This window comes from Actinoplanes sp. NPDC051859, assembly GCF_044452725.1.
Classification (GTDB): domain Bacteria; phylum Actinomycetota; class Actinomycetes; order Mycobacteriales; family Micromonosporaceae; genus Actinoplanes.
The window spans coordinates 112452-129142 of the sequence record NZ_JBITBX010000008.1; the positions used below are offsets into that span (position 1 = coordinate 112452).

The 16691-nt window shown below is 71.9% G+C and carries 15 protein-coding genes; 11 read left to right on the plus strand and 4 right to left on the minus strand.

Features of this window, described 5'->3' with window-relative positions:
• The first annotated feature begins 2 nt into the window (after positions 1–2).
• A complete protein-coding gene (locus ACIA1L_RS21360; protein ID WP_396074596.1) occupies positions 3–1571 on the plus strand; it encodes a diguanylate cyclase in 1569 nt (522 codons plus the stop codon).
• A gap of 33 nt (positions 1572–1604) precedes the next feature.
• Here ACIA1L_RS21360 and ACIA1L_RS21365 read toward each other — a convergent pair whose 3' ends face one another.
• Together ACIA1L_RS21365 and ACIA1L_RS21370 are read right to left on the minus strand one after the other, a co-directional pair.
• Positions 1605–2453 carry an ATP-binding protein gene (locus tag ACIA1L_RS21365; RefSeq protein WP_396074598.1) on the minus strand — a complete coding sequence of 283 codons (849 nt, stop codon included), beginning with the start codon at positions 2451–2453 and terminating at the stop codon, positions 1605–1607.
• Positions 2454–2545: 92 nt separating this feature from the next.
• Complete coding sequence (locus ACIA1L_RS21370) at positions 2546–4606, minus strand: diguanylate cyclase (RefSeq protein WP_396074599.1); 2061 nt, start codon at positions 4604–4606, stop codon at positions 2546–2548.
• A gap of 164 nt (positions 4607–4770) precedes the next feature.
• Here ACIA1L_RS21370 and ACIA1L_RS21375 point away from each other — a divergent pair, with 164 nt between their 5' ends.
• From ACIA1L_RS21375 to ACIA1L_RS21400, 6 genes are all read left to right on the plus strand, one after another.
• Entirely contained in the window at positions 4771–6279 is a 1509-nt protein-coding gene (locus ACIA1L_RS21375; protein ID WP_396074600.1) for a glycosyltransferase family 39 protein, read from the plus strand.
• A 78-nt stretch (positions 6280–6357) separates the two neighbouring features.
• Positions 6358–7590 (plus strand): PEP-utilizing enzyme, encoded by a 1233-nt coding sequence (locus ACIA1L_RS21380; protein WP_396074601.1) that lies wholly within the window; start codon positions 6358–6360, stop codon positions 7588–7590.
• Between the two features lie 13 nt (positions 7591–7603).
• Entirely contained in the window at positions 7604–8173 is a 570-nt protein-coding gene (locus tag ACIA1L_RS21385) for a TetR/AcrR family transcriptional regulator (protein WP_396074602.1), read from the plus strand.
• 43 nt (positions 8174–8216) lie between these two features.
• Entirely contained in the window at positions 8217–10190 is a 1974-nt protein-coding gene (locus ACIA1L_RS21390) for a putative bifunctional diguanylate cyclase/phosphodiesterase (protein ID WP_396074603.1), read from the plus strand.
• Positions 10191–10201: 11 nt separating this feature from the next.
• Complete coding sequence (locus ACIA1L_RS21395) at positions 10202–11125, plus strand: ABC transporter substrate-binding protein (protein ID WP_396074604.1); 924 nt, start codon at positions 10202–10204, stop codon at positions 11123–11125.
• A 40-nt stretch (positions 11126–11165) separates the two neighbouring features.
• Positions 11166–12194, plus strand: coding sequence for a 5'-3' exonuclease H3TH domain-containing protein (locus ACIA1L_RS21400; RefSeq protein ID WP_396074605.1), 1029 nt, complete (start codon positions 11166–11168; stop codon positions 12192–12194).
• A 6-nt stretch (positions 12195–12200) separates the two neighbouring features.
• Here the strand turns inward: ACIA1L_RS21400 and ACIA1L_RS21405 are convergent, their stop codons facing one another.
• Positions 12201–13277 carry a hypothetical protein gene (locus tag ACIA1L_RS21405; RefSeq protein ID WP_396074606.1) on the minus strand — a complete coding sequence of 359 codons (1077 nt, stop codon included), beginning with the start codon at positions 13275–13277 and terminating at the stop codon, positions 12201–12203.
• Here ACIA1L_RS21405 and ACIA1L_RS21410 point away from each other — a divergent pair.
• The 4 genes from ACIA1L_RS21410 (at position 13263) to ACIA1L_RS21425 (ending at position 15943) form a co-directional block, all read left to right on the plus strand.
• Positions 13263–13742 carry a hypothetical protein gene (locus tag ACIA1L_RS21410; RefSeq protein ID WP_396074607.1) on the plus strand — a complete coding sequence of 160 codons (480 nt, stop codon included), beginning with the start codon at positions 13263–13265 and terminating at the stop codon, positions 13740–13742. The genes ACIA1L_RS21405 and ACIA1L_RS21410 overlap by 15 nt on opposite strands.
• Before the next feature lie 65 nt (positions 13743–13807).
• On the plus strand, positions 13808–14245 hold the full coding sequence (locus ACIA1L_RS21415) for a glycosyltransferase (RefSeq protein WP_396074608.1): 438 nt from the start codon (positions 13808–13810) through the stop codon (positions 14243–14245).
• Positions 14246–14415: 170 nt separating this feature from the next.
• Positions 14416–15180, plus strand: a complete 765-nt coding sequence (locus tag ACIA1L_RS21420) for an EAL domain-containing protein (protein WP_396074610.1) — start codon at positions 14416–14418, stop codon at positions 15178–15180.
• 73 nt (positions 15181–15253) lie between these two features.
• Positions 15254–15943, plus strand: a complete 690-nt coding sequence (locus ACIA1L_RS21425) for a response regulator transcription factor (protein ID WP_396074612.1) — start codon at positions 15254–15256, stop codon at positions 15941–15943.
• Positions 15944–16014: 71 nt separating this feature from the next.
• Here ACIA1L_RS21425 and ACIA1L_RS21430 read toward each other — a convergent pair whose 3' ends face one another.
• Complete coding sequence (locus ACIA1L_RS21430; protein WP_396074613.1) at positions 16015–16629, minus strand: hypothetical protein; 615 nt, start codon at positions 16627–16629, stop codon at positions 16015–16017.
• Between the last annotated feature and the right edge of the window lie 62 nt (positions 16630–16691).

The window sequence follows — 16691 nt, forward strand, 5'->3', positions numbered from 1 at the left end:
GCGTGTGGACCTCAGACGCCGTCGCGGCACCCGTCAGTGCCGCGGCGAAGCTCTCATCCGCGCTAGATGATCTTGAAGATCACCAGGGACACGACGTCGACGCCCTGCTCATCCGGGCCGCCGAGGCCGCGTGGGCCGCCGAAGCACTCGGCGACCCGGTTCTGCTGCGCCGCGCCCAACTCGTCCAGGCCGACATGCGCCAGCGCACCGGCAGCCCCGACGCAGCCGCCCGGGTGTTCCTGACCATCCACGCCTGGGCCGAACGGCACGACTGCCAGCCGCTGCGCGCCCGCAGCCACTTCCACCTCGCCCTGACCCACCACTACCTCGGCGACCACGAGTCGAGCCTCGAACACTGCATCGCCGCCGCCGAGCTGCTGGAGGAGACCGCACCGGCCGGGCTGCGGATCGTCGTCCTCATCCGGTTGGCGAACTCGCTGGCCGAAAGCGGTTCACTCGACTCCGCCCGGGAGCGCTACGCCCAGGCCGAACGCCTCGCGATCGACGCCGCCGATCTGCCCCGCCAGATGCTGGTGCTCAACAATCTCGCGTACACGGAGATGGAAGCGGGCAACGACGACCTCGCGGGCCAGATCGTCGACCGCATGCGCGCCCACCTCCGCGTCCTCGGGCGGGACTTCACCGCCGGCGAGTGCGACACCATCGCCAACGTCCAGATCAGCGCCGGGGACTACGCGGGCGCCGAGCAGACCCTGGCCGGCATCGCCGACGCACCGCGCTGGTTCGAGGCCCACGACGTCGCCGACGCCAGTCTCACCCTGGCTACCGTGCAGCGGCGCCTGGGCGCCCTGGACCGTGCCCAGCACACCCTCGACCGCTGCCGGGCCATCTGCACCAGCGACAACCTGCGCGGCTTCCTGGTCCGCTCCATGGCCGAACAGGCCGAGCTGTACGCCGCCGCGGACCGGTTCGCCGACGCGTTCGCAGAGTACAAACGGTTTCACGCCGCAGCCGAAGACCTCCGGTCCCAGCAGCAGGAGGCGCGTGCCCGGACCCGGCAGGTCATGTTCGAAACCGCCGAAGCTCGCCGCGAGGCCGAACGGTATCGCGAGCAGGCCCGCCGCGACCCCCTCACCGGCCTCTACAACCGGCGCTTCGTCGACGAGCGACTGCCCCAACTGCTCACCGCCGCGATCCGGTCCGGATCCCCGTTCAGCATCGCCCTGGTCGACCTCGACCACTTCAAGCGGATCAATGACACCCTCTCGCACGACGTCGGCGACCGCGTCCTGGTCGCCATCGCCGACCTGCTCGCCGGCTCACTGACCGGCCACAAGGACGGCTTCGTGGCCCGCATGGGCGGCGAAGAGTTCCTCGTCGTCATCCCCGGCCTCAATCAGGCCGCCGCCCGGTCCTTCCTCGGCTCCCTGCGGCACACCGTCCGTGACCACCCCTGGACCCCCATCACCGGCGACCTGCCGGTGACGGTCAGCATCGGTGCCGTAGCCGGCCCGCTGACCTCCGGCGACGACCAGGCGGGCCTGCTCGCCGAGGCCGACCGCAACCTGTACGTCGCCAAGCGCACCGGCCGCGACCGCGTCGTCTGCTGACCGGCCGGCGCCCCGCCGACCCCCCATCGGCGCTCAGCGGCGGACCGTGGCCCAGACGACCTTGCCACCCGGGGTCGGCATCGCACCCCAGAGCGGGGTAGCCGCGTGCACCAGGCTCAGGCCGAGGCCGCTCGGCGGCGGGATTGCGGACCGCACAAGGTGGACGCGGGGGCGGTGCGGGAAATGTGCGTCCGCGTCGCGTACTGCCACGTGGATGCCGCTGCCGCGACGCGAGATGATCGCCGTGATCGGCGGCTGGGCATGGCGCACGGCGTTCGCCACTATCTCGGAGGCGACGAGCTTGGCGCGGTCCACAAGGTCGGCCAGGTCCCACGCGGCGCACACCTCCGCGACCACCGCGCGGATCCGGGCGGCGGAGTGGGGTTCGGCCGGCAGACACAGCTCGATGCGCTCGGTCAGTGGCCGCCGTTCGGCGATCGCGGCCTGCGCCTGCGCCACGGTCTCGAACAACGGCAGGAACCGGGCCGCCCCCAAGCGCCGCAGCAGGCCAGCGACCGCGGCATCCGCCGGCGCACAAACCGCCACCTCGACCGGTGGGTCCATCGCCGCGCCGGAGCGACGGGCGGTGAGCCACAACGAGGCGCTGGTGGCATGCACATCGCGCAGGTCCAGCAGGTCGATCAGCAAGGTGTCGGGGTGCTCGCTGAGACTCTTGCGGATCGCGACATGCGCGGCGAGTCGCAACGGGACGCCCCAGGAGCCGTGCACCACAAGATGCACCGTCGAGGAATCCAGTTCCAGGTTGACGCTGATCCCGTCGCCGCGCTCCGGGCGGTAAGGCGCCAGGAGATACGGTGCTCGCACCGCCCGGCTCAGCCAGTCGGCGGCGCCGGCTGGCGTGTCCCATCGTTGCTGTTCCACCGGCATCCCGCCAACGCTCCTACCAGCACGCCATCGCGCGCCGGCGTCGTCAGCCTGCCGGAAAACCACCCTTGGTCACAACTGCCCGCATTTCAGGCGTGGGACTCCTCGTACGGCGGGTGCGCCACCGGCGCCGAACGACGGCTGCGGCCGCCGCCGTGGGCCACCTTGCGGGTGTAGAGCTCGGCGTCGGCGTGGGCGTAGAGCGCGGCGAAGTCGTCACCGTGTTGGCCCAGGACGGCGGCACCGATGCTGCAGGCGGTGCGTTCGGCGAGGGCGTCCTGCAGTGCCTGGGCACGCCCGGCCGCGGTCTCACCTTCGCGCAGGTTGAGGAGCATCACGAACTCGTCGCCGCCGAGGCGGCCCACCAGGTCGCGGGACCGGCCCTGGGCGCGCAGGGTGGCCGCCACCCAGATCAGCAGTTCGTCGCCGGCAGCATGCCCGTGCAGGTCGTTGACCTGCTTGAAGCCGTCCAGGTCGAAGATCAGCAGAGCAGGTGCACGGTGGTGCCGCTGGGCATGGGCCCGGCTGGCCGCGAACCGTTCGGTGAAGCCGCGCCGGTTCAGGCAGCCGGTCAACGCGTCGAGGCGCGACAGCTTGCTGAGTTGGCGGCGCTGGCTTGCGGCGATCCGCCCCTTGTGGCCGCAGATGACCGACACGGCGAGGGCGCCGGCCAGGTGCATGACGACGTACCAGGGGTCGGGGTCGCCGACGGTGGCGGCGATGGCGACGTAGCCGGTGACGATGGCGGCGACCAGCGGCCGGCCGACGCTCGGCGTGGTCAACGCGATCAGGGGCAGCGGCGCGAACAACCCCAGCGCCAGCGTGGCCGTGGCGCCGCCGTCCAGGCAGAGCACCCACCCGGCGATGCCGAACTGTGCCAGCCCGACGCCGAACATCACCCGGTCACTGCGCCGGTACCGGCTCAGCGGGCCGGCCAGCCAGAGCGTACCCAGGCCGATGAGGCCGGCGCAGACCAGCAGGATGCCCATCGCGAGTCGGTGCGGATGTCCCGCGGTGAAGAACAGGACATACAGCAGGCCGACACCCGGATCGAACAGGCCGAGCCGGCCGGAGTCGGCGATCGCGCGGCGCCGGCGCTCATGCCGGGACACCCGGGGCGACTCGGCCGGCTTGGCGGCGGCGCGGGCCCGGGCCACCGCTGCGGGCGGCGGCACCCGGCGCTCCCGGGAGGTCTTGTCCTGGTAGGCGCGCTCATCGGCGCGCTGGCGCAGCGATTCGACATCCGCGGCCTCGGCGGGATAGCAGGCGTAGCCGATGCTGCCCGTGACCACACCATCCAGGGCGGCGCGCAGACGGGTGGCAACATCGGCGGCCCCCTGGGCGTCGAGGCCGCTCAGCACCGCCGCGAACTCGTCGCCACCGAGCCGGCCGACCGCGTCCACGGCACGCAGCTGGGAGGCCATGGTGCGGGCGGTCCAGGTCAGCAACTCGTCGCCGGCCTGGTGCCCGTACGTGTCGTTGACTTCCTTGAAGCGGTCCAGGTCGAGCGAGAGCAGGACGACGGGGGTGCCGGTGCGGTCGGCCTCGGCCATCGCCTCGGTGAGCCGCTCGTCGAAGCCGCGCCGGTTGAGCGCGCCGGTCAGCGGGTCGGCCCGGGACAACTCGTCGAGGCGCCGCCGCAGCGACGCCATGGCCCCGGAGTAGCGCAGGCAGAGCAGGGAGATGCCGCCGAACGCCACCGTGTAGATGACCGCGTAGCCGGGCGGCGCCGGGCTGCCGGCGAGGGCGACGACCCAGTACGCGACCCCGGAGAGGCCCGCTGCCCAGGCGAAGGAACGCGGCGGCAGGGTGACGGCGTACACGATGACAGCGAACGGCAGCAGAGCGCCGAGCGGACTGGCGACGCCGCCGTCGAGCAGACCGAGGGCCGCGTAGCCGGCGGTGTTCACCACGAGGGAGAAAATGTGCAGCGGCACCCGGAAGCGGGATCGCCCGGCGGGCGCTGCCAGCCACATGACGATGGCGCAGAGGGCTAGGACGCCGACTACCGCGGACATCACCGGCCGATTGCCGTCGGACCAGGTGGCGAGGAAGTACGGAATTGCGGGCATGGGGGTGAGCAGCGCCCGGAGAGCGCCGCTGCGGGTCTGCCGCGCGCGCTTCTCGGGTACGCCGCGAGGCTCCCCCACGCTTGGCATCACCCGGTGCGTCCCTTCCTCGAATCCGTATCTCCCCATCGGCGGGGGCATCGGCGAGGTGAGGTTTCGCGGCGGCGGTTACCACGCGTACAGCGTCCTAGGAGGCTAGTGCACGGGATTCGCCGGTTGCGGAAACCGTGGCTAGCCTTCGTCGGGTGCCGGACGATCACCCGGAGAGCAAGGCCGGGTCCCGGACCGCTCGCTTCTCCCGACAGACCTGGGTAACACTGACGCCGGCGTTGGTGCCCGCGGTGCTGATGCTGCTGGTGGGGCTGGTGCGCGCCGGTCGGCCCACGCTCAGCTGGGATGAGGCCAGCACCGCCGACATCGTGCGCCGGACGCCGGGGCAGATCTGGGCGCTGATCCAGCACGTCGATGCCGTGTTGGGGCCGTACTACTTCCTGATGCACGCGTGGTCGCACGTCGCGGGTGAGTCTGAGACCGCGCTGCGGCTGCCGTCGATTGTCGCGATGGCCGCGGCGGTGGGGCTGGCGGGGGAACTGGGCCGGCGTCTGTTCACGCCGGCGGTGGGGCTGCTGGCCGGCGTGCTGCTCTGCCTGGTGCCGAACACGTCGCGGTACGCCGCCGAGGCCAGGCCGTACGCCTTCACCTGCCTGTTCTCCGTGCTCGCCGTCCTGTTGCTGGTACGGGCACTGGAGCGTCCTCGGCGGCGGCGCTGGGCCGCGTACGCCGGCGTGGTCGTGCTGTTGGGGGCAAGCCATCTGATCGCCCTGAGCACGCTCGTCGCGCATGGGGTGGCCGTGTGGGCACACCACAGGAAGGGCGCGGCGCCTCGGGCCGTCAAAGGCTGGGTGCTGTCGCTGGCGGCGGCTGTTCTCGTGTTGTCACCGGTGGTACTGATGGGCGTACGGCATCGCAGTGAGCAGCTGTCCTGGGTCGAGTTCCTGACCCGCGACACGTTCCTGCTGGCTCCGGGCGAGATCTTCGGGGCGTCGAACATGGCGTGGCTGTTGATCGGGCTCGCGGTCCTCGCCCGGTGGCGGCCGCGGGAGCCGGTGCGGCTGCTGGCCGTCCTGGCGCTGGCTCCGCCGGTGCTGGTCGCCGCCGCGTCGCTGACGGTATATCCGCTGTGGGTGCCGCGCTATCTGCTGGTGATTCTGACGCCGCTGGCGATCCTGGCCGCGGTGGCGCTGGTCGGCGTGGGCGGCTGGGCGACCCGGCGAGGTCGCTGGGGGGCTCTCGCGCGAGTTGGTGGGGTGGTGCTTCTGCTGGCGATCACCGCGCTGCCCGGGCACGGCCGGGTCCGCAGTGCCACCGCGAAGAACGGGCCGGACTACCGCGGTGTCGCGGCGATCATCGAGAAGCGGCAGAGCCCCGGCGACGTCATCGTGTTCGAGACGGACTCCCGGGCGTTGCGGGCGGGGATGGATTACTACCTGCGGCTGAGCCACCAGCGCCCCACTGACGTGCTGCAACGCCGGTCGGCGGCGGACGTCGGCGAACTACGGGCCGCCGAGTATGCGGGCGCGGACGCAGCAGCGCGGCTCACCAGCACCTCGCGGGTATGGCTCGTGGTGGGCGGCGACCGACGAGATCCCACCGCGCTGGTGCCTGCCGTGCAGGGCGTGTTGCGGGAGAAGTACGTCGTGGCGGGCTTGTGGCACCGCAACGAGGCCACGGTCGCCCTGTATCGCGCGCGCTGACATCTTCACATTGCAGCTGCATTGCCAACGGCGTACCGTCGAATCCAGTGCAGTTGTATTGCAACGGAGGCCGACGGCATGCTGGTGATCGCGTTGACCGAGTCCTGCGCCGATCGCACCGATCTGGTCGGCGGCAAGGCTGCCGGCCTGGGTCGGTTGATCCGACGCGGCGAGCGGGTGCCCGCGGGCTTCTGCATCACCACCGAGGCCTACCGAGGTGGCATAGTCCCCGAAGCGGAGATCGCCGAGGCGTACGCACAGCTCGGCGACGGCCCGGTCGCGGTCCGGTCCAGCGCGACCGCCGAGGACCTGCCGGACGCGAGCTTCGCCGGCCAGCGCGGCGCACTGCCGGACCTGGGGCTGGCCGACTTTCTGCGGGCGTACGGTCATCGGGGTGTTGCCGAGGTCGACCTGGGCGTGCCGCGCTGGGACGAGAATCTGGAACCGGTGTTCGCCATGCTCGCCAACCTGCTGCGCGGCACCGACCCGGACCAGGCACCCGACCGGCGCTTCGCCCGCGCCGCCGCCACCGCCGAGGCGACGCTGCGTGACCTGAGCGTGCGGGCTCGCCGCCGCCCGGTGCGGGGCCGGATCGCCATCTTTCTGCTGGGCCGCGCCCGCGCGCTGGCCGGATTGCGCGAGGCAGGCAAGTTCGCCGGCCTCTACCGGCTGCGGGCGATGCGCCACCACCTGCTGTTCATCGGGGCCGAGCTCGCCGCGGCGGGACGGCTCGATCAGCCGGGCGACATCATGTTCCTGACGCTGGACGAGGCGCGCGAGGCCGTGCACGACGGCGCCGACCAGCGCGGAACCGCAGCGGCCCGCAAGGCGGTGCACCAAGCCGAGTCGCGCCGCCGGGCCGTTCCGGTCGGCCTACTCTCCGACGGTACGGACATCGAAACCGTCCTCCCCGCACGGCCACACACCGGCGGAACGCTGACCGGAGTAGGCGCAGCCGCCGGGCGGGTGACGGGACCGGCCCGCATCGTGCACGATCCGACCACCGCGCGGGTGGAACCGGGCGAGATCCTCGTCGCCACCACCACCGACCCCGGCTGGACACCGCTCTTCCTCACCGCCGGCGGGCTGGTCACCGAGACTGGCGCGATCATGGCGCACGGCCCCACCGTGGCGCGCGAATACGGCATTCCCGCCGTGATCAGCGTCCCCGGCGCGACCCGGCGGATCCGCACCGGACAACTCATCACCGTCGACGGTGCGGCCGGAATCGTCACCATCGATCCGGGGCCGCCGGACCCGCTCACCGGACCCGCCGCCGACCGGCTCACCGAGCCGGCCGCGGAGCTGTGAAACGATCACGGCCATGCCGAGGAAGGTGGACACCCAGGAGCGGCGCACCCGGATCGCCGACGCGCTGATGCGGGTCGCCGCCGAGCAGGGGCTCGAGGCGGTCAGCCTGCGGCACGTCGCGGCGGCGGCGGGAGTCTCGGCCGGAATGGTGCAGCACTATTTCCGCACCAAGGACGAGATGATGCGCTTCGCCATGGAGGTGGTGCGGGACCGCGCCCAGGTCCGGGTCACCGAGGCGATCGCCGGGCTCGGTGCCACGCCGCAGCCCCGCGACCTGCTGCGCACCATGATCACCTCGATCCTGCCGCTGGGTGAGCAGGCCCGCGCTGACGGGCGGGTCGCGCTGGCGTTCCTCGCGTACACGGCCGTTCGCCCGGCCGCCGCCGCGACGTTGCGCGAAGACACCGACCAGATGTCCGGTTTTCTCGCCGGGATGCTGCCCGGACCAGCCCCGGAGGCGGCCGCCGCCGGACTGCTGGCACTCATGGAAGGCCTCGGCGTCTATCTGCTCGGCGGGCAGCTGAGCGCCGAGCAGGCGCTCGCAGCTCTCGACGCGCACCTAAACCTGCTTATCCCGGAATAGCCCGTTTCCTTCATCACTCCGCGGGGAAGCCGATAGTTCCAGCGTGGGGTTGCGAGGCAAATTCGGGGCGAAGGGCGGGTCACGACTGTTCGTGGCGTACGCCGCCGCGAGCCTCGTGCCCGTCGCAGTGCTCGGTGCCGTCCTGGTCACCGGCTACCGCGAGGACGCCGCCCGCCAGGCCGAGGAGCAGGGCCGCGCCCAAGCGGTCGTCATCGCCGAGATGGCGGTCGCCCCGGCCCTCGAAGACGCCGACCTGACCGCCGGACTCACCCAGGGCCAGCGCGACCGGCTGCACGCCGCCACCGACTTCGCCATCTTCCACGGCTCCGTCGTGCGGCTGCGACTGCGCAGCTTCAGCGGACAGGTGGTCTTCTCCGACGACGGCTCCACCGCCGGCGGCATCCCCGTCGCCGACCCGGCCTTCCGATCCGCCACGCTGGGCCAGACCGACGTCGCCGTCGTCCCGGACACCGAGCGCGGCCCCGGCGAGGTGATCCGGGTGCTGGAACCCGTGGTCGCCAGCGCCTCCGGCCGTGCCATCGGGGTGCTGGAGCTCTACCTGCCGTACGAGAGCATCGCGGCCCACCTGCAACAGCAGATGCGGGTCACGTACTGGCGACTCGCCGCCGGCCTGGTCGGGCTCTACCTGGTTCTGGCGCTGATCTCCTGGTCCACCACCCGGTCCCTGCGCCGGTACGCGGCCCGGCAGGAACACGAGGCCCTGCACGACACGCTCACCGGCCTGCCCAACCGGGCCGCCTTCCGGCTGCGCGCGAAAACGGCAGTGGAGTCCGGCGCCCGCCGCGGTGCGATCGTGCTCGTCGACCTCAACCACTTCAAGGAAGTCAACGACACCCTGGGACACCACGCCGGCGACGAGCTGCTGCGCGTGGTCGCCGCACGGCTCGTCAAGGCGCTGGGCACCGAGCACACCGTCACTCGCCTCGGCGGCGACGAGTTCGGCCTGATCATGCCGGGCGTGGAGCGCGACGACGTGCTCCGGCTGCTGACCGAAGCGCGCAACCAGCTCACCGAGGAGATCGTGCTCGACGGCATCCCGCTGACCATCGAGGCCAGCTTCGGGGTGGCGCTGTACCCGGAGCACGCCGCCGACGTCGAAGAACTGTCGCAGTGCGCCGACGCCGCCATGTACCAGGGCAAGCGGGGCACCCGGGGCATCGTCGTCTACTCCGGCGAGGACGTCGCCCACTCGACCCAGTGGCTGGTCGTCCAGGCCGAGCTGCGGCACGCCCTGGAACGTGACGAGCTGGTCCTGCACTACCAGCCCAAGATCCGCCTCTCCGACGGCGAAGTGGCCGGCGTCGAAGCCCTGGTCCGCTGGCAGCACCCGATCCGCGGGCTGCTCGCGCCGGCCGACTTCCTGCCCGCCGCCGAACAGTCCGGGCTCATCGAGCCGCTCACCGCCTGGGTGCTGCGCCGGGCGCTGGCCGACCAACGGGACTGGTACACCGCGGGGCGTACCTGGCCCGTGGCGGTCAACGTGTCTGCCCGCAACCTGGACCAGCCGGGCTTTGCCGCCTCGGTGTCCGCCCTGCTCGCCGAGGCCGGCACCCCGGCCGACCGGCTGATGCTCGAAGTGACCGAGACAGCCCTGGCCGGCGACACCCCGGCCGCGGTCCAGGCGGTCGTCGACATCGTCGACCACGGCATCGGCGTCGCCGTCGACGACTTCGGCGTCGGCTACACCAGCCTGTCGCAACTGCGGGCGATCCCGGTCTCCGAGATCAAGATCGACCGGCTGTTCGTCGAGAGCCTGACGCGCAACGCACAGAGCGAGGCGATCGTCCGCTCCGTGATCGAGCTAGCGCACGGCCTGGGCTGCTGGGTCACCGCAGAAGGCGTCGAGACCGAAGAAGTCCGACGCTGGCTCGAAGAGGCCGGCTGTGACGCCGCGCAAGGCCTCCTCCTTGGCTCCCCGCTCACCTGGAACGACCTGATCGAGACCACCACGAAAGGCGCGGTCCGTCGGGAAATCCCCGCCGTGGCCGGCTCATGAGAGGACCGGCGATGAGAAAGCTGACCAGGACCGTCTGTGCCGTTACCGGCGTCGTACTGGCCCTGGCCGCCTCCGGCTGCGGGGGCGGCGACAAGAAGGACAGTGAGCAGACCGGCGGTTCCGACAGCATCGTCATGGACCAGGCGCTGCACGACGCCCTGCCGCAGGACATCCGCGACCGCGGCACCATCCGCCTGGTCACCGACCCGAGCTACGCGCCGATGGAGTCGTACGGCCCCGACGGCCGCAGCATCATCGGCTTCGAACCCGACCTCGCCGCCGCCCTGGGCGCCGTGCTGGGGGTCAAGGTCGAGATGGTCGCCGGCGGCGAGTTCGACACCTTCCTCGACCAGACCGTGAAGGGCACCTACGACGGTGTGCTCTCCTCGATGACCGACACCGCGGAGCGGGAGAAGAAGGCCGACTTCATCAACTACTTCGCCGCCGGCACCTCGATCGTGGTGCAGCGCGGCAACCCGAGCGGCGTCACCGACCTCAAGGACCTCTGCGGCAAGGTCGTCGCGGTCGAGAACGGCACCGTCCAGCAGGACCTCCTCGAACGGTCGCAGCCGGGCTGCGGGTCGGCCCCGATCGTCGTCCGCAAGTACAAGACCAACGCCGACGCGCTGCTGCAACTGCGCACCGGTCGGGCCGTCGCGGTCCTCAACGACTTCCCGCCGGCCGTGCACGTCACCACCGACCAGAAGTCGCGCTCCTACTACCAGCTCGCCTCGACGGTGCAGTACGAGCCGGGCCTGTACGGCCTCGCCGTCGGCAAGAACAAGGCCGAACTGCGCGACGCCCTGCGCGACGCGTTGGACCGGCTGATGCGCTCCGGCGCGTACCTGGATCTGCTGGAGCGGTGGGGCCTGGGCAGCGGCTCGCTGAGCGCGTCCTCGATCAACGGCGCCGGTGGCGGCGCACCGACCGACTGAGCCTGCCCAGCGGGGCGGAGGGCACCTCTAGACTCACCAGGTGCCCTCCGCCCCGCTGCTGCTCGTTCTCGACGGGAACAGCCTGCTGCACCGTGCGTACCACGCGGGGGCGGCGGACGGGTTCCTCGACGGCTCCGGGCGCCCGGTGTGGGCGTTGCGGGGCCTTTTCGGCTTCGCCGCACGGGCAGCCGCCTATCTGCGCCCGGACGCCCTGATCGTCGGCTTCGACTGCCCCCAAAACTCGGCCCGTCGCGCAGACTTCGCGGGGTACAAGGCACATCGGCCAGCCAAGCCCGCCGACCTCACCGACCAGCTCGCCGCGGCGCCCGAACTGCTCGCCGCCGCCGGGGTGTGCACGCTGGTGCCGCCCGCCTGGGAGGCCGACGACGTGCTGGCAAGTTCGGCCGCGCAGGCCCGCCGACACGGCTGGCGCTCCGTGCTGATGACCAGCGACCGCGACGCCTTCGCCCTGATCGACGAGACCACCTCGGTGCTGCGGGTCCGCAACGGCGGCTTCGACGAGGCGGTGCTGGTCGACGCCGCCGGCCTGCCGGAGCTGTGCGGGGTGACGCCAACGCAATACCGGGACTTTGCCGCACTGCGTGGCGACCCTTCCGACAATCTGCCCGGCGTACGCGGCTTCGGCGCGGCCACCGCCGCGAAGCTGCTGGCCGCCTTCGGCACGGTCGACGGCGCCTGGCAGGCGCTGGACGGCGGGGCGGCGCACCTCATCGTCGAGGCGGTCGGCGACCGTGCCGCCGGGCAGTTCGCCGAGCCGGAAGCCCGGGCGGCGGTCGAGCGCAACCGGCGACTCATGCGGATGCGCACCGACCTGGCCGTTCCGGAGCTGGCCGAGGCGCGGCTGCCCCTGGATCTCGCCGTCGTCCGGCGGGCACTGCGAGAGCGCGGCATCAACCTCGGACCCTCGCTGTGGGCGCTGACCGGCGGTATTCCGCCCCAGCGCGAGCCGCAGGACGAGGACCCGATCCCCGAGCTGCGGCCGTGGGTCTTCCGCGGTGGGCTGAGCGGACGCCGCGATCCCACCCCCGGACAGCTGTCCCTGTTCTGACCGCGGTCAGGGCACAGTCCGCAAATCCAAGGTGTGCCGGACGAAGGTTTCCAGGCTGCCCGTCGTCCAGCAGAGCACGCCGTTGCGTACCACCACGCCACCCGCGTCCGGACTGATCTCCACAGTGCTGCGGGTGTCGGTCTGGTGGATCAGCAGTTGCGCGTTGCCGGTGAGCTCGGAATTCGCACCGATCTTGACGAACACCTCGAACCGGTCGAGCGGCGCCACGTCCACGATCTCGGTCGCCGCGGTGCCCGCCGCGATCTGATGCCGGTCGGTGCCGTCCGGACGCATCAGCTCGATCCGGGTGTAACCGTCCGCGTCCAGCGACACGATCCGGCACCAGGTGGCCCCGCAGCCGACCGCCCCCGCGTGCGGGCGGGCCACCGCGACCTCCCGGCCGGTGCCCAGATCGCGCAGGGTCCGGGCGCCGGCCGCATCGGCGACCCCGTCGGTCAGCCACGGCCAGGTCAACAGCCGCCACATCCCGGGCACTGCCCGAACCTCGACCGGGCCGCCGGCGAGGGCCACCGTACGGACCTCGGTGGTGCCTGCCGCACCGGATGCGACCCACCGCAGCCGCCCGTCAGCCACGACAAGGTCGGTCTCCGAGCGGTAAAAGCGGGCTTCCCCGGTGTCACCGGTGATCCGGTGCGCCGCCGGGGCGCCGGTCAGTCCCGCCGACCACAGCTCCAGGCCGCCGTCCGTACGCTCGAACCACGCGAGCAGGTCACCGGCGACAGTGAGGCTCTGGAACGACGGATGACGGGCCGTCGACAGCGCGCGCACCTGGCGAACCGTGCCGTCGCCGGCCCGCACCAGCAGGCGCAGGGACTTGCCGTCGACGCTGGGCGCGGTGCCCGCCGACGTCCGCGCGTCGACGAAGGTGCCCGGCTCGTACGCCGTGCCGTCAGCGAGGGCAGCCGGCAGGCTGGCGCGCTGGGCGGTCGGCCAGGCGAGCGCGGCCGGCGCGGGTGGGGTCTCACGGCCCTGGGCGGCCGGCGGCACAGCCAGGAGCAAGGCCCCCGCGGCCAGCGCGGCGGCGAGCCCGGCACTGGGCCGGAATCGATGGTCACGCGGCACGGCCCCGATGCTACTGCGCTGCAGCGGCACGCCCACCCGAGCATCGTGCTGGCCGCCCGGGTCGCGTTGAGTATCGTGAGCGACGTGGGTGGCACGAACAGGCCCGGGGACGAACCGACGGACCCGGCGGATCTCGACGAGCGGGAACGACGGGTGGGCGAGCGGGAGCGTGCCGCCGATCTCCGGGACGCCCGCAACGACGCTCGCGAACGCCGAGCCGATCTGCGCGATCGCGCGGCGGATGCCCGCGACGCCGCCGCCGACGAGCGGGAGCGCCTGCTCGACGCCGAAGCGACCCAGCTGGACAGCCCGCCGGCTGACCCGATCAGCCGGTTTCAGGGATCGCTCGCCCGGACGTCAGCTCGGACAGACCGCAGCAACGAGTTGCTGCACCGCTCCCGGGAAGCGGTCCAGCGCGGTGCCGACCGGATGGACCGCCTGCGCCGCGACGCCGGGAACGCCTGACACCTTTGCGCCCGGCTTGAGAGCCGGATGAGGTTGCATTGAGGTAGCAGGCCGAAACACAGGGCATGACTAGCGCTGTTGCTCACCTCATCGCCGTCCCCCCCTTCGTCGTCGCCGGACCCACGCAGCGTGGCTCCTCGTCGGGCCAGGCCGCCGTCGAGTTCACCGTGGTCATCCCGTTCCACAACCCTGGCCCCGCCCTGCGCCGCACGGTCGACCACCTGGCCGAGACGCTCTACGCCCAGAACATCTCCTTCGACATGGTGGTCGTCTCCGGCGGCTCCACCGACGGCTCCGAGCGCAACCTCTCGGGCCTGCCCTGGATCCGGGTCATCTCCGACCGGGAGCTGCAGGACAAGGGCGCCGCGCTGCAGGCCGGGCTCGCCGCTGCCGGCGGGTCCTGGGTCGGCGTCGTCGACGTCGACGCGGACGCCGAGGTCGACCCGTACGAGCTGATCGAGTGTCTGCACCGGGCCCGGGACCGGGAGGTCGTGCTCGTCTGACCCGCGTACTCTCCGCGCTTCTTTTCCGGACCCCGGCACGCCACCGCGTGCCGGGGTCGGTCGCGTTTGCGCACCGGCGCATAGCCGCCCTTGAGCCAGGGACTCGGGGCTTGCTGAGCTCTTGAAACCGGTCTGAGGCTGGCTTGAGAGACGCGGCCGAACTAGGAGGCATGACCTTCACCGCGCCTGCCGTGCCCGCCATGCGCAATCTCCGGGAAGTAATCCACTCCCAGGCGATCCAGCCCACGTTCCAGCCGGTCGTGCGCCTCGAGGACGGCGTCGTCAAGGCGTACGAGGCGTTGGCCCGCTTCGACAAGGCGCATTTCAAGAGTCCGGCGGACGCGTTCGCGGCGGCCACCGAGGCCGGCGTCGGCGTGGACCTCGAGCTCCTCGCGCTGGAGCGGGCCTTCGCCTACCTGGGCGAGATGCCCGCGGGGGCGTGGCTGAGCGCGAACCTGTCGGTGGAGGCGCTGTTGGACCCGCGGGTCTGCGAGACGCTGATGGCGCACGCGACCCGCGGCATCGCCGTCGAGCTGACCGAGCACACGCAGGTGCACGACTATCCGACGCTGGTGCGGGTGACCGAGCGGCTGCGCTCGGCCGGCATCCTGCTCGCCGTCGACGACGCGGGCGCCGGGTTCGCCAGTCTGAGCCACATCCTGCAGTTGCGTCCCGACATCATCAAACTGGACATCACGCTCACCCGGGGCATCGACACCGACCCGGTGCGCGGAGCGCTCGCCCGCTCGTTGGTCGGTTTCGCCGAGGACATCGGCGCCATGCTGATCGCCGAAGGCATCGAGACTGTGGCAGAGCACGAGAAACTACGCGCTTTGGGTGTCAAGCTGGGGCAGGGTTACTTCATGGCCCGGCCCGGGCCGTTGCCCGCCCGCGCCGAGATCACCGCTGACGGGATCCTGATCGGCGGCGCGTAACCCCTTCGGTCGGCTCCGGCGCGACCGATAGGACTACGAAGCCGTCCGTCGATCCCGTGAAAGTGGAGGTCCCGTGGCCAGGCCCCGCGCGCTCGTCGTCGAGGACTCACCCGAGTTCATGCTGCTCTGCCAACATCTGCTGGAGAAGGAAGGCTTCGACGTCGTCGTCGCCACCGACGGCAAGGGCGCGGTCGAGCAGGCGCAGAAGGAGAAGCCCGACATCGCCATCCTCGACCTCGGCCTGCCCGACGTCGACGGGATCGAGGTGTGCCGACAGATCCGGCAGTTCACCGACGCGTACATCGTGATGGTGACCGGCCGGACCGACGAGCTGGACAAGGTTGTCGGCCTCTCGGTGGGTGCCGACGACTATGTCACCAAGCCGTTCTCGCCACGGGAGCTCGCCGCCCGCATCCAGGCGATGCGCCGCCGGCCGCGCGGCAACGCGCCGGGTCAGAGCTCAGCAATTCGCGAGTACGGGCAGCTGCGCATCGACCCCGACGTCCGCGAGGTCACCCTCGACGGGCAGGTGCTGGAGCTCACCAAGATCGAGTTCGGCATCCTGGACCTGCTGTCCTCCGCGCCCCGCCGCACGTTCACCCGCGGCCAGCTGCTCGAGGACGTGTGGGGCGACAACTGGTACGGCGACGACCACATCATCGACGTGCACGTCGGCAACCTGCGCAAGAAGCTCGGCGAGTCAGCCTCGTCGCCGCGCCACATCCGGACGCTGCGAGGCGTCGGCTACCGCTTCGAGCCGTAGGTCCCACCGTTCCGCCTGTGACGAGACCCACACACCGCTAGGTGTGTGGGTCTCGTTGTATGCGGCGGTTCTCAGGCCATCCGGTGGCGGGGCGCGGGCCGGGGCGGGAAGCGGCGGTGGGCGCCGCCGCGCTCGCCGGAGGCGACGAACGTGCGGCGGCGGGTCCAGACGACGAGGCTGCTGAGCAGCGCCGCCGCGCCGGCCCAGGGCGCGATGTCCTGCAGGCCGCGGCCGGAGTCCGGGGGCGGCACCGAGCCGACCAGGGTCCGCAGCACACCGGTCGGGGTTTCCCCCACGGCGAGCACGCTGGTGCCGCTGGCCAGGCGCCCGACCGCGCCGGCGGCCGCGGTGAGGACGGTGGTGTCCGGGGTGGAGGCGGGCGTCGGGGTGGCGGAGGCGACGAGCACCAGGACGCGCAGGGCGCCGGCCGGGTCAGCGACGACGGGGCGTTCGGGATCGGAACCCACTCTGATGTTGACCGCCGAACCAGCTTTGAAGCCAACGGCGTAGACGGCGAGGCCGTCGCCGGTGGCCCCGGCGGGGGGCTGCCACTGCACGGTCAGGGCGTCGGCGGTGCCGCCGTAGCCCGGGCCGTCGGCCAGCGCGGCGCTGGGAGCGAGGAAGGCGCCCAGCACTGCGGCGGCCAGGACGAGCTGGGCCGAGCTGCGCGAACGTCGAGAGGTCACGTTCTCATGGTGCCACGCAAAAGGTGCAAAGCGTCAGGGCGCAAACCCGATCGCAACTTGCC

Bases quoted from the DNA above. Each gene is read 5' to 3' on its own strand.
- ACIA1L_RS21410 (WP_396074607.1), top strand. From the start codon at position 13,263: ATGGTCACGCGGCACGGCCCCGATGCTACTGCGCTGCAGCGGCACGCC.
- ACIA1L_RS21395 (WP_396074604.1), top strand. From the start codon at position 10,202: ATGAGAAAGCTGACCAGGACCGTCTGTGCCGTTACCGGCGTCGTACTG.
- ACIA1L_RS21415 (WP_396074608.1), top strand. From the start codon at position 13,808: ATGACTAGCGCTGTTGCTCACCTCATCGCCGTCCCCCCCTTCGTCGTC.
- ACIA1L_RS21380 (WP_396074601.1), top strand. From the start codon at position 6,358: ATGCTGGTGATCGCGTTGACCGAGTCCTGCGCCGATCGCACCGATCTG.
- ACIA1L_RS21385 (WP_396074602.1), top strand. From the start codon at position 7,604: ATGCCGAGGAAGGTGGACACCCAGGAGCGGCGCACCCGGATCGCCGAC.
- ACIA1L_RS21420 (WP_396074610.1), top strand. From the start codon at position 14,416: ATGACCTTCACCGCGCCTGCCGTGCCCGCCATGCGCAATCTCCGGGAA.